This window comes from Trueperella bialowiezensis (genome assembly GCF_900637955.1).
GTDB lineage: Bacteria > Actinomycetota > Actinomycetes > Actinomycetales > Actinomycetaceae > Trueperella > Trueperella bialowiezensis.
In genome coordinates, this window is record NZ_LR134476.1 from 620,876 (window position 1) to 633,772 (window position 12,897).

A 12,897-nucleotide genomic window follows, 5' to 3' on the forward strand; every position below is an offset into this window, starting at 1 on the left:
TAGACGGCGGGGATTTACGATTACTATTCGGGTAAATTAACACTAGAACGACGACGAAAGGTATCCGCATGTCAGCCTGGGCTAACGATCCTGATTCCGTGAAGGTCAATCCGCATACATTCGTCAGCGGCTGGCGCACAGTCATCCCGATGCGCCCGCTGTCAGTCGGCGAAACTCTCGATGCTGCGCTGCGGCTCGTGCGTTTCAATCCGGCGCCGTTTATCGTCTTCCCGATCATCGTCAACGTGCTGGCTAGCGCCATCGAGGTTCTCGCTATGGCGCTGTTCCTGAACGGCCCCGTCGATCTGGTGGTGGTGACCGACCCGACCCGCAGCGCTATCAACGCCTCGCTTAACGGTACGCTTGGTTTGCTTATCATCCTGGGGCTTATTGGAGGGATTTCCTACCTCATCGTCCTGATCGCTGGCGTCCGGGTCACGATAGCGTCAGTTCAGGGGAAAAAGCTGACGATTGGTGAGACGTTCCGTATGGCCACCAATCAGATCGGGCGGATTTTCCTGCGCCTGATCGGGCTAGTCGTTATCACGTTCCTGTTGACGAGTGGGCTCGTCCTTGGTTTCGCGCTCATCGGCTACCTGCTTCTTAGTGGCGAATCGGGCAGCGTGATGCGGCTCTTGCTGTTTTTGGCGATCGTGTTCGTGACCCTTTTCGTGTTCATGTACCGCCTCATGTGTACCGTGCCGGCGATGATCGCCGAGGATATTGGGCCAGGCGCTGCGCTTGTACGCTCGTGGAAGCTGACGAAGGGCCAGCTGGGATATTTCATCTTGCTCTACTTGGCGCTCGGCGCGATCGTTTTCTTTTTCAGCGTTGCGATGGCGATAATCCTCGGGCTGGTGACGGGTATGGGCCTGAACTCGGGAGGTTCCATGCCGTCAACGATTGTGTCGTCGCTGGTCACGTCGCTCGCGGCGTCGGTGATCATTACCCCGGTTTTGACGGCGACCACGAACCTCGTCTACGTCAACATGCGGATGAAGCGCGAAAACTTCCATCAGCGCCCTGAGTTCCACGTCCCAACAGATATCGGCGCGAATGCTGAGCACAGCCCCGGCAGCGCTTCCACCGCGCCAGCCGCGCAGCAGGCGCCGAGCTCTCAGGCGCCAGACAACCCGCCGTCGTCAGCGGGCTCCTATGGCCAATATGGCGGCTACGGGCAGTTCGATGCGGAACCGTGGGATGGGCGGCCGCAGTGGTATTCAGGCGACGACGACAAGACGGCGTACTAGCATGATCCCCCTGTTGACGCCGTACGGTTTCACTCCGCTTACTCCGGATTCGGATGAGGCTCGCCGCCTTGCTGAACGAGAGTTGTCGAAGAGGATGTACCTCGGCGAAGACACGCTGCTGACCAAGTTCTTCACCTGGCTTGGCGAGATTTTTGAAGACATCGTCATCAACCTTGATCCCACCGAGCGCGGTACCGGAAATTACATCGTGATTGGCGTGATCCTCTTTCTGATCGCGCTCGTCATCGTGCTAGCAGTTCGCCGCGGACGCGTTGGTTCGGCTCGCGCAAGCCGCACCGCTCGGGTTGCCCTGTTCGACGACGATCGGACCTCGGCACAACTTTTTGCCGCGGCTGAGGCTGCCGAGCGTGCTGGCGATCTGAACCTCGCCGTCGTCGAACTATATCGCGGGATTGTTCGCCTGCTTGATGAACGTGAGCTGATCACGGTTATCCCGGGAATGACGGCGTTCGAAGCGGCCCGCGCCGGCGGTGACACGCTGGGCAACATGCCGTTGTTTACCAGGTGTGCGACGACGTTCAACGAGATCTACTACTGGCATGGCAAGGCGGGCGGCGACGACGTACGGGCATTACACGAGTTGCATCGCCAGGTCACACAGGCGCAGGTGGTGGCATGACAAAGCGGAGGTCAACAGGTTCGACCATCGTGATTGCGGTGATCGTGATCGTCAGCATCCTCGTGATCGCCGTGGTGCGTTTGCCGTCTCAAGGCAGGCGCCTGTCACCGGAGTCGGCGGCGCCAGATGGCACGCATGCGCTCGCTCAGATTCTGCGCGATCACGGCGTTAAAGTGTCTGAGGTGACCCCGCTTGAGGCGCTCACATTGGCCACGCCGGAGACGACGCTGCTCATCGACCCTGAGGCCATGGTGGGTGACACGCTCGCAAAAGATCTGATCGCCACCCGCGCGAACATCATTGTGACTGCCGATATGTTACTTAAAATGTGGGGATTCGAGGGTGATGTGAATTATCTTCAGCCCACCTTGCTCACGCCGAAATGTGATGATCCAGATGCGCTGGCAGCTGGCACGATTGGGCCGATCTCCTCCGTGTTCGTCCCCGATGATCCACGCTCTGTGACCGGGTGTTTCCCCGCTGATGGCGGCTTTGCGTGGGTACAGTCGGCAGACAACCCGCACGTGACCCTCGTGGCGGACACCTCGATTTTGACTAACGCGAAGCTCGCGCAGGCGGGCAATACGGCGTTCTTGATGCGCAAGCTCGGCGCGCACCCGCACGTGTATTGGGTGTCCGGCAGCGGCGACGAGGACGCCCCCAGGCGCTCGAGAATGTCTGCGGGACTTCCTGACTGGTTTTATCCCGTGGCCGGAGCCCTGGCACTGAGCTTGGGATGGTGGGCGCTTTACCGCAGTAGACGCTTTGGCAAACTCGTGGCCGAACCGCTTCCCGTTGTGGTTCCCGCCGCGGAAACCACGCGCGGGCGCTCGATCCTCTACCAGCGAGGCAAGAACCATCAGCACGCGGCTCAAGCACTACGTGCGGGAACGATCGCGCGGGTGGGAAGCGGCCGCGGAATCCGCGCCGAGGCGAACCCCGACGTCGTCATCTCAACGCTCGCTCAGGCAAGCGGTTACCCGCCGGACGTCGTCGCCGATCTGTTCTACGAACGGCGCGTCAACAACGATAGAGAACTTACAGACCTCGCTACCGATTTACGTAGATTCGAAAGGGATCTCAATGTCCAATAGTTTCATGCCCCACGGCTCGTTCCGTCCCGTGCCCAGCCAGCCTGAACCGGACGGGCCTGCCCAGTCAGCTAGCGCAGAAAAGTTTGGTGCGTTGCGCACCGAGATTGCCAAGGCTGTGGTTGGTCAAGATCATGCCGTCACCAGTTTGCTCATTGGTCTGCTGTGTGAAGGGCACGTGTTGCTGGAAGGTGTGCCGGGCACGGCAAAAACACTGCTCGTGCGCACGCTCGCCGCTACCCTCGACCTGGATGCGAAACGGGTTCAGTTCACTCCAGATCTCATGCCTGGCGATCTTACTGGTTCGCTCATCTACAGTTCGTCGGATGGGAAGTTCACGTTCCGGCCCGGACCAGTGTTTACAAACCTGCTGATCGCTGATGAAATCAACCGCACACCGCCCAAAACACAGGCGGCTCTGCTGGAAGCGATGGCTGAACACCAGGTGTCGGTTGACGGCGATCCGCGAGCGCTGCCCGAGCCGTTCATGGTGGTTGCTACGCAAAACCCGGTCGAATACGAGGGCACCTATCCCCTTCCCGAGGCGCAGTTGGATCGGTTCATGCTGAAAGTGTCGCTGCCGTTGCCGAGCCGTGAGGCTGAGGTAGAGGTGTTGCGCCGGCACGCCGCGAATTTCGATCCGACTGATCTCACGTCTGCTCAGGTGGAAACTGTGGCCACGGCAAGCGACGTGCTGGCTGCCCGTGGCGAGGTTGCTGGCGTGGAGGCAAGCATTCAGATTCTTGACTACATTGTTGATTTGGTGCGGGCTACGCGGGAAGCGCCGGCGGTCGCCTTGGGCGTGTCACCGCGTGGTGCGACGGCGCTTTTGCACGGCGCGCGAGCCTGGGCATGGCTATCCGGGCGCGCGTACGTTACCCCCGACGACGTCAAAGCACTTGCCCAGCCTGCTCTCAATCATCGGATCAAGATGCATGCCGAGGCCGAGCTCGATGGAATTTCGGCGCCCGACGTCATCGAATCAGTGCTCAATTCTGTGCCGGTGCCGCGCTGATGTTTATTCGCCTTCCCGCCGTCATCGCCTCGCTTATCGGGGTGATTCTTGCCGGCGCGCTCAACGATTTTTCTGCCGCGGTGATGGTGAGCATTATTGTTGCGGCGCTGTGCGTGCTGGACGCCGCGCTCGCCCCGTCGCCGACGCGCCTGAACGTGACGCGCACGGGCGCGGCCAGCACGCGGGTCGGCCAGGAGGCGCGCGCCGAACTCACGATCGTTAACCCTACGAGGCGCACGATCACCGGGCACTTACGTGATGCCTGGCCGCCGTCGGTGAACGTTTCCCCATCCCGTCATTATTTTCGGTTGCGAGCACAAAGCAGTCAGACGTTTCCGGTTGTGTACTCGCCATCCCGGCGGGGTACCGCCCATTCTGATGCTGTGACGATCCGCACGAACGGGCCACTCGGTTTTGCCGGGCGCCAGTGGTCTATGCCCACCGACTGGCAGCTGACCGTGCTGCCGCCGTTTACAGCGCGGCGGCACATCCCGTCTCGAGTACGTCAGCTGCGTGAGATGGACGGGCGTGCCTTGTTGCTTGTGCGCGGGGAGGGCACCGAGTTTGATTCGCTGCGTGAATACGTGGCTGGCGACGACGTGCGGGCGATCGACTGGCGGTCAACCGCCCGGCTTGGCGAGACCGTAGTGCGCACGTGGCGCCCGGAACGTGATCGGCACGTGATCGTGGTCTTAGACGCCGGGCGGGCCGGTGCTTTGCGGGTATCGGACGCGCCCGCGTTTGACGCGTTCATTGAAGCGGCGCTCTTGCAGTGTGCGATTGCCCAGCGTGCTGGCGATCGGGTGAGCGTTGTGGCGCTGTCCGACGCCGTTCAGGCCCGGCTGCTCAGCCAGCGTTCGGCCACGATCACTCACCACGTGGCACGCGCTCTTGCCGATGTTGAACCGAGCCTGCATGCTACTGACTGGACTGGTCTTCCCCACCAGATTGCGACGATGACGAACAGGCCCGCGTTCGTGGTTATTCTGACGACTCTCGGCGGTGGCACCCCGGCATCCGGGCTCATCGACGCCGTAGCGCAGCTCGATCAGTCGCACACCGTGCTTATTGGCTCGGCGCAGGCTGAGCCTTTTAAGTGGCCAGACAAACCCGAAGCTAAAGACGCGTTCGACCAAGCCGCCTACGAGCGTTCCCAGATCGAGGCGAAGAATCTTATGCGCACGATCGAACGTGCAGGGGGCTTCGTGGTACGGGCGGAGGCGGACAAGCTGCCGACCGCCGTCGTCGACACCTATATCGAACTCAAAGCGCGCGGACGGCTCTAAGACGCTGCCGCCGCCCAGCGCTACGCGGCGTACTGGACCAGCTCGCGTTCGGCTACCGTTTCTTGGTTGCGACTGGCCTCCCTGCCAAAGATGTATACCCACGTCCAAAATGTGCCAAGCACAGCCGCGCCAATCATGATTTTCACTTGCCACGGCAGGTAGCTTGGGGTGATGCCCGCTTCGACGAGAGCTGAGATGAAGAGCACGGCAATCAGCCCAAATGCTACATGCATCGTCCACTTAGCTTCCCGGGCAAGCGAACGTGAACGCGGCAGATCACCGGGCATGAGGAGTGCCCAAAAGAGCCGTATCCCGGCTGCTCCGGCCACGAAAACTGCGGTCAGCTCCATGAGTCCATGCGGCAGGATGAGTTTGAAGAACACGTCCAGGTTGTCGGCGTAGTTCATGACGGCTGCTGATTGCCCAATGGAAACCGCGTTCTGGAACAGTATCCACACCGGATAGATACCCGTCACGCCACCGCCGATGGCCTGTAGCGCGATCCACGCGTTGTTCGTCCACACCATCCCGCCGAAATCGAATCCCGGGTATTCGCGATAGTAGGCGGCGAAAGCTTCGTCAGCATAACGGCGCAGTGCGGTGTCGGTTCCCAGCAGGTTGATCTGATCTGGATTCGTGGCGAAATAAAAGAAAACGATCGCGGCGACGGCGAGGAACGCCAGCGTCACACCGTGAATCCACCACCGGATCCGATAGAACGCATACGGCATCGTTTCCGTGATTTCTCGCCACAAGCTACGAAGGGTTGCGCCTCGCGGTTCGGTGAGTTGGCCGCGAGCTTTCGACACGGTTGCCGATAATGTGAGCACCACATCCGGATCCGGAGCCTGCGTGCGAATCGTAGCTAAATGGGAGGCGGCAGCCTGATACAGCTGTACGAACTCGTCGGCTTCGGCGCCCGTCAGCGAGCGTTTGTCCGTCAAGTAGCGCAGCCTTTCCCACTGGTCTTCGTGGGCTTTGGCGAACGCGAGAGAATCCATACCACTACAGTGCCACAAGTTCGGCCCCAGATGCAGGTAGTCTTGGAGGGTGACGGTTAACAGTAGCGCACCCCCTGATGCGATTATCACCGGTGAAGGCGTGGCCCTGGAACTTCCTGCGGCAACTGCCCTCACCCGCGTTGGTAGTGCCATCATCGACTACGGCCTGCTCGTCATTGGCTGGATCATCTTCCTGATCAACCTGATTCCCTTCTTTTGGAGCATGACCGAAGCGCTCGCGATGGCGATCGTCATTGGCTCGATCGCCGTCTTCTTCTGGCTGACGCCCGCCCTCATCACCGGAATTACTGGGGGTTCGTCGCTAGGGAAAGCAATAGCGAAAACGCGCGTTGTGACGATCGACGGCGGCACGGTCACCATGCAACAATCATTCATTCGTGCCACTGTGGGGATTGCCGAAGTGCTCCTGACGTTCGGCACGCTGGCAACGATCGTTTCTTTCGCGTCCAAGCGTGGGCAACGCCTTGGCGACATGGCAGCGGGCACCTATGTGGTGCGGTGGCCGAAGGGTAAAACGTGGGAGCCGGACGTGACGATGCCAGAGCAGCTGGCCGAATGGGCCTCCCTGGCACAGACCCGCCCGCTACCTACCGCGCTTTCGCTTAACGTCACTGATTTTCTCAGGAACCGCGAGCGTCTGCTGCCCGACTACCGGGCCAAACACGCGCGTACCCTTGCCGCAGCTTGCGAAAAGTACGTCTCGCCACCACCGCCGTGGGGTACGAATCCGGAGCACTTCCTTGAAGCAGTCACCGTCGTCCGCTATGACGTGGAACGACGCCGGCACGAACGGCTAAGCGAGCGGCGTATGAGACTGCACAGGCACGTCACTCACCTGCCCTACGGACTAACCGGATAGTCACAGATAGTCGATCTCCTCAGGTGGCACCTCGAGTGCGCTTGCTATCTGGCTGGTCACAATCACGTGGATGAACATGCGCGGATCGGGTTCTTTGTTCATCGCACGCAGGATGGGCATGCGATAGAACACGATCCGTCCGTGAATTTTTGCTGGTCGTTCAAACGGTAGGAAGCGTGCTAGGGGTACGCCACGTTCCCAGGGTGCAGGCTCGCTGCCGGGCACGTCGATCACCCCGAAGTCGAGCCTGTCGATCCGCCGGCCGAGGTGTTTTTTGAACTCGCCGATTTCCCAGGCTATCAGATCGTCGAACTGGTCGGCTCGCGTGCGCCAAGCGGGAACGGACATGGGCAGGAGTGGTCCGCGCGGCCCACGCCCATGCCGGTCCCTGCGTGGGGCGTGTGATCTGCGTGGAATATCCATACCCTCCACCCTAGCGCCTCGCCCGATTTTTACACGTAAGCGATTAAGGTTAACCACGTGAGTCCCATCCGAAAATGCTCCCGTGATCGCTGTTCGAATCCCGCCGTCGCCACCATGACGTACGGGTATAAAGAAGCAACAGCAGTGATCGGCCCGCTCGCGCCCGTCGCCCAACCGGGCGCACTCGACCTGTGTAAGGAGCATGCCCAAACCGTGACCGTTCCGGTGGGCTGGCAGATGGTGCGTTTGCAAACCGAGTTTGATGATCCCCCGCCGTCGGATAATGATCTGCTTGCCCTTGCGGATGCGATCCGGGCGGCCTCACAGCGCGATGTTCCCCCTCCCAAGCCTGCACAGCGTGAGATTCGCCGGCCAGCTGACGTCAACCGGCGCCCGCATGCGCGCCCGCGGTTTACGGTCATTCCCGGTGGGGAGTCACATTCGGCCCAGTCTGCCGAATCTGCTGACTAGCTGACTAGCGGGAGAATCTGCCGAGAAACATGCCGACGTTTTAGTTGCCGACCGTGAGCCTGACCGAGCTGCTTGCACTCATATCTTGGATGAGCGGAACTGAGGCGATGCCATGTTCGGTCGTAATCCACAGGCTGGCGTAGACGTCGTCGGCGTCGACTGACACGAAGGCTGCCTGCTCGGGCATCTGCACCACCGTTGTGCCGTCGATGGTGACCTGTTCACGGGTAAGTTCGTTTCCGGCGTCGTCGTAAGCAATCCACGTGGCCTGTTGCCCAACGAGCACGAGGCTGGCTGGAAGAGGGCCGAACGCGGCAGCGCCCGTGCCGCTTACGGGTTCGGTGGCGGCAAGCCATGCGACATCCTTGCCGGCCTCGTCTGTTCGTGTGACGTTGACGGCTGCGGTGACGCCGCGATTTGCCGTGACGTCGATCGCGTAGGCGCCCGGTGCGATCCCGTCCAGTGACAGGTCGAGGACGGATTGGGCTGCGACGACGACGTCGGTTCCCCCTGTCAGCGGCTCAGTGCCGCCCGTGCCGCGCACGCCAACACTGACCGTGGCAGGCTCGTCATTCGGGTTAACCACGCGCAAGGTGGCGCTGTATGCCGGGTCTGGCAGCGTGGAGTCTTCTTGACCCGCGGCAGCGTTGATGACCAGGCCGGGGATGACCAGCTTGGTTCCCGCCTCGGACTGAGTGATCGTGTCGATCCCCGCAGGGGTCACGCCCTCGAGGGTTGCTGTTTGCATGGTGGCAGAAAACGCCCCGCCGGCACTCGCCAGCCGGAGGGCGATCCGCGGATCGGCGGGGATCAGCCCATCCAAGACCACGCTCTGGGTCGATTCAGGAGCGAGAACCACCTGCGAATTTGCGCCTAGGTCGAGTATGCCTCGTGACGACAGCGCCGTCATGTCCACGGTGATCGGGGTCTTACCCGGGTTGGCGATCGTCACCCTCAGCGAAGAGCCGACGTCGGATGCCCCGCCCACAAGCCACACCGTGTTTGCCGGCCACTGACACGGATTCACGCTCACTCCGCGCAGGTCGCCTGCTGCCGCGCTGTGCGTGTTCGCGCCGGTCACCACAGTGCCACCGGTGTGGATCGCACCCGTTAGTGCGGGCACTCCCAAGTCTGAGGTATGTAGCGCATCAGCTGGTAACACGCCCGTGAACTCAGCGCTGGTAGGTGCGCCGTCGGTATCTGATCCGCCACCGAGGGGCTTCGCTGCCGCACTGTGTGAGCTGTAGGCACCGGCCCAGCCGGTGATCGCTTCGTCGACGTCGCTCACGTTGATTCCGCCCTGCACGGCCCGGATCACGCCACCCGTACACACGATTGCGCCGTCTGTGTGCGGTACTTCGGCTCGCGGTGCGGCAATGAACTCAGGGGCCTGCCTGTCGGCGCGATATCCGGCCGTTGCAGCTCCGGCGGCCAAGCCGAGCGCGAGCGCACCCGTCACAGCTGCCACCAACTGTTTAGTCAGTTTGTTGACCCAGCTCATTCAACACCGCCTTTACGCCGTCGTATCGGCAAGGACATCACGAAACTCGCTACCAGCACAGCCATGTGGCTGAAGGTGAGTGCACGGTGGAGCGGATCGTTGTAGCTCACCACGAGCGGGCCGTGTGTGCCGGCTGGAATGTGCCAGGCCTGATACCACGCGGTACCTACCGGTTCGAGTTTCTGGCCGGCCACGGTTGCCTGCCACCGCGGATTAGCCCGTTCAGATAGGCGAAGTTCTCGGGCCTGGCCTGCCATGATCTCTCCGCTACCACCGACCACGCCGGAGGCCGTGATGGCATCCTCGGCATACACTCGGTCCGTGGGAGCTGTGACCCGCCAAAATGCGCCCGTTTCCCCGTCGGACACATATTGGAGCCCGGGCACGGCTTGCAAACGCCCCACAAGCTCATTGCGTGCCTGCTCAGAGGAATGTTCAGCCGGCACGAGCACTACAGAAATTGAGTGCTGAGCAAGCTCGCTCGCGGCCGTCTCCGAGCCGCCTAATAAACCAAGGACTGCTGTTTCTAGGTGCTCGGTCGCCAGATCAGAGTCTGGCTGAGCCACCTGTTCCGTGCCAGCCGCCGGTTCCGGCCCTGTCAGCTGTAGCGTGGCAAGCTGCCGTGCGGGAGCGTATTCGTGCAGGTCATAGCCTTGGCCGCGCCACACGTGAGCCTGCACGGCGTCGTCCATCGTCAGTGCCAGCACACGTTCGTGTTTGGTGGTTGCTTCGACGGCGAGGGCCGGCACGCCCGGGCCGTGATCGCCAAGTACCTGTTCGGCGTCGTAAACGGCGGTGAGCCAGCGCCCGCCGAGCACAACAGTAGCCACCGGTAAGGCGAGCATCGTCAGCCCGCCAATAATCTGGGTGGCGCCGAAGTTTCGTTTCCGCATGGCTGTGCGAAGGGCGTGGGCGGCATACCCGGTGGCAAGCCAAATACCCAGCCACGCTAGCGATAGACCGATTGTTGGTGATCCTGCCACGGTTTCCCATCCGCCTGACACCGGGCGGGTGGCGATCGTGGTCGACGCCGCAGCTGAGGCGTGCAGGATGCCTGCAGTAGCTATGAGCCATCCGAACCGTATCCACCACATCCGGTGGATACGCAAGAGCGCTAACACTGCACCACCGCAGATGATTGCCAGCGGTATCCACGCCCACTGGTCTGCCAGTATCGCGTCGATCATCGCCGTACTACTACCGGCGCCCACCGGCACGCCCGACTGGGCGAACAGCAGCTGGCGTACCAGGGCGCTAGGGACGTCGTCGCACGAGTGTCTAAGCACTGCGCTCAATGTAGGAGCGAGTGCAAGCAGAGCCGGCACGGGGAGCCACAGCCACCGCAGTCTGCGCCCAGAATGGAATGCCACGCCAGCAAGTGCCACCGCGAGCGCCACCAGCGCGTAGACCGGTACGGCGCTTGCCACCACGCCGAACGTGAGCGTGGCAAGCCCAAGTGCTGACGCGCTGCCACGCCAGGCTCCCACCACGGACCAGACAACGAGCGGGAGGAGCGTGTGCGCGGTGATGGCGCCGATTTGGCCGGTGTGTAGGGCGTCGATGAACGACGGCGCAACCATCCACACGCCTGCGGCAACCGTGCGTACAATCCACGATTTGCTCAGCCTGCCCGCGCCTAGGTAGGCAAACATGGCGGCTAGTGGGATGGCTGCGTAGACCATGGCGGTTGCTAGCGCGCCGAGAGTGAGCCCGAAGGGTTGGCCAAGAAGGAGTACGGGTAGGGTGGTCACCCACAGCGGGTCGAGTGGTGCGGGGTATCCGGCGCCGGAATCTAGCCAGCCGCGCCAGGCAAGGCGTGCCAGTTCGGTGCCCACGATCGGATCCTCTGCCAGCCCGCCACCGGATAGCACTCCCGAGGAGGCGGTGGGCAGATGGAAGACGATGGCGAAGGCGACCGCAATGAAGGCGGTGAGCACTGCTCCGCGCCGGGTGTGCATCGCAAGGTCTGCACGTGCTTTGAGGGTAAGCGGATCTGGCTGTTCGGCCATCATTTTCGCTTCTTTGCGCGAACGCCGCGACTGCCTGCGTGCCGCACGGATGTCTGCCGGTTTTGCTTCAAGTTCGGCAAGCGCGTCCGGGCCGACCGTGGCCACCTTGGCGATTCGACGTCGGCCCTGTCTGACCGCGGGTAGCAAGCCGAGCATTCCGGCAACGGCCTTCAGCTCTGCCCATGCTAGGCCTGGCTCTTTGAACACGAGCCGGGCAACTGCCCGCCCAAGGCCGGCAATCAGGTAGTACACCACCATGAACACAAGTGCCGGGCCGGGTGCTGCAAGGAGCGCGTTGTACAGCTGTGCCGCTCTGCGCGGTGCAAAGGATTCGTCCGCTTCGCCTAAACCTGCACGTGCGTGGCGCACCACGGCCTGCGGCTCAACAACCACCCGGTAGCCGGCTCTGCGGGCTCGGCGGGAAAATTCGAGGCCATCACCGAAAGGGCCGAGGTGCGGATCGAGCCCGCCGAGCTTTTCCCACGCTTCGGCGCGCACGAGCATTCCCGCGGTTCCCACGGCGAGCACGTCCGTACGCGAATCGTATTGGCCCTGATCGCGTTCGTCCGGTTCGATCTCCGGTACTCGGCGTGCGGTGCGAGTGGCACGGATTCCAACTTCTAAGACGATCGGCGCGTCGGCATCCTCCCAAGCGATCTGCTTTGGCCCAACGATGGCAACACGTTTCGAGGACTCTCCGGTGCGTAGTAGCGCGTCGAGTGCGTCTGGTTCCGGAGCGCTATCTGCGTGCACGAGCCACAGCCAGTCCGCATCACCGGTATCAACCTCGGCGGTGATCTGGGCGAGGTTGTCGCCGCTAGCCGTTTTAATCGACACGTGTTCCGAATCCGTGTCCAGATGCGTGTGAACAGGCTGGACGGCGTCGGCGTCAAGATTCGGAAGCACGACGACGATCTCATCCGGCTCGTGCGTTTGCGCAGCCAAGGCGGCCAGTGTTCGATCCAAATAAGAAAGGTCACGGGCGTGGCTAACCACGATAGCCGTGACCTTTTCACGTGCCAGGTTCACTTACCGGCCTCCGCCACGCGCCGCCTTACGTTCACGTGCCATACGCTTGCGATCGTTATCGGACGTGCCGCCCCAAATGCCGTGGCGGATGTCATTGGACACCGCGTACTCGAGGCATTCGGCTCGCACCGCGCAGTTCTTGCAAATTGACGTAGCCGGAGCAGTAGATCCGCCCTTTTCGGGATAGAAAATATCGGGATCCGTCTGTGCACACAGGGCGTGTTCCATCCAACCGAGCGCGCCCTGATCGGCAAAGCCGTAGCCGAGATCGAAAATCCCTTCCATTAGCGCCTGTGCTAAT

General features: G+C 61.9%; 12 protein-coding genes. 7 read left to right on the top strand and 5 right to left on the bottom strand.

Going from position 1 to position 12,897, the window contains the following annotated elements; translation table 11 throughout:
- Nucleotides 1–68 precede the first annotated feature (68 nt).
- The 5 genes from EL234_RS02925 to EL234_RS02945 are packed head-to-tail and all read left to right on the top strand — an operon-like array spanning nt 69 to nt 5,282.
- Nucleotides 69–1,250, top strand: coding sequence for a glycerophosphoryl diester phosphodiesterase membrane domain-containing protein (locus EL234_RS02925; RefSeq protein WP_126416061.1), 1,182 nt, complete (start codon nt 69–71; stop codon nt 1,248–1,250).
- A gap of 1 nt (nt 1,251) precedes the next feature.
- Nucleotides 1,252–1,890, top strand: coding sequence for a DUF4129 domain-containing protein (locus EL234_RS02930; protein ID WP_164712307.1), 639 nt, complete (start codon nt 1,252–1,254; stop codon nt 1,888–1,890).
- Nucleotides 1,887–2,984 carry a DUF4350 domain-containing protein gene (locus EL234_RS02935; protein WP_126416063.1) on the top strand — a complete coding sequence of 366 codons (1,098 nt, stop codon included), beginning with the start codon at nt 1,887–1,889 and terminating at the stop codon, nt 2,982–2,984. Before EL234_RS02930 ends, EL234_RS02935 begins: the two co-directional genes overlap by 4 nt.
- A complete protein-coding gene (locus tag EL234_RS02940) occupies nt 2,974–3,996 on the top strand; it encodes an AAA family ATPase (protein ID WP_126416064.1) in 1,023 nt (340 codons plus the stop codon). Before EL234_RS02935 ends, EL234_RS02940 begins: the two co-directional genes overlap by 11 nt.
- The gene (locus EL234_RS02945; RefSeq protein WP_126416065.1) at nt 3,996–5,282 is read left to right on the top strand and encodes a DUF58 domain-containing protein; all 1,287 of its coding nucleotides are present in this window, start codon (nt 3,996–3,998) and stop codon (nt 5,280–5,282) included. Before EL234_RS02940 ends, EL234_RS02945 begins: the two co-directional genes overlap by 1 nt.
- A 20-nt stretch (nt 5,283–5,302) precedes the next feature.
- On the opposite strand, the gene EL234_RS02950 is transcribed toward EL234_RS02945, so the two are convergent.
- Nucleotides 5,303–6,283 (bottom strand): stage II sporulation protein M, encoded by a 981-nt coding sequence (locus EL234_RS02950; protein WP_164712309.1) that lies wholly within the window; start codon nt 6,281–6,283, stop codon nt 5,303–5,305.
- A 49-nt stretch (nt 6,284–6,332) separates the two neighbouring features.
- Here EL234_RS02950 and EL234_RS02955 point away from each other — a divergent pair, with 49 nt between their 5' ends.
- Entirely contained in the window at nt 6,333–7,163 is an 831-nt protein-coding gene (locus EL234_RS02955) for an RDD family protein (protein ID WP_126416067.1), read from the top strand.
- On the opposite strand, the gene EL234_RS02960 is transcribed toward EL234_RS02955, so the two are convergent.
- Nucleotides 7,164–7,511 (bottom strand): metallopeptidase family protein, encoded by a 348-nt coding sequence (locus EL234_RS02960; protein WP_241969066.1) that lies wholly within the window; start codon nt 7,509–7,511, stop codon nt 7,164–7,166.
- A 132-nt stretch (nt 7,512–7,643) separates the two neighbouring features.
- On the opposite strand from EL234_RS02960, the gene EL234_RS02965 reads away from it, so the two are divergent.
- Nucleotides 7,644–8,057, top strand: a complete 414-nt coding sequence (locus tag EL234_RS02965) for a DUF3499 domain-containing protein (protein WP_126416069.1) — start codon at nt 7,644–7,646, stop codon at nt 8,055–8,057.
- Nucleotides 8,058–8,097: 40 nt separating this feature from the next.
- Here EL234_RS02965 and EL234_RS02970 read toward each other — a convergent pair whose 3' ends face one another.
- From EL234_RS02970 to EL234_RS02980, 3 genes are read right to left on the bottom strand one after another with little or no spacing between them, the layout of a single operon-like run.
- Nucleotides 8,098–9,558 (bottom strand): DUF5719 family protein, encoded by a 1,461-nt coding sequence (locus tag EL234_RS02970; RefSeq protein ID WP_126416070.1) that lies wholly within the window; start codon nt 9,556–9,558, stop codon nt 8,098–8,100.
- Nucleotides 9,555–12,596 (bottom strand): glycosyltransferase family 2 protein, encoded by a 3,042-nt coding sequence (locus EL234_RS02975; protein ID WP_126416071.1) that lies wholly within the window; start codon nt 12,594–12,596, stop codon nt 9,555–9,557. The genes EL234_RS02970 and EL234_RS02975 overlap by 4 nt, the downstream gene beginning before the upstream one ends.
- A complete protein-coding gene (locus tag EL234_RS02980) occupies nt 12,597–12,881 on the bottom strand; it encodes a WhiB family transcriptional regulator (RefSeq protein WP_126417227.1) in 285 nt (94 codons plus the stop codon). It lies immediately after the preceding gene.
- Nucleotides 12,882–12,897: the final 16 nt, after the last annotated feature.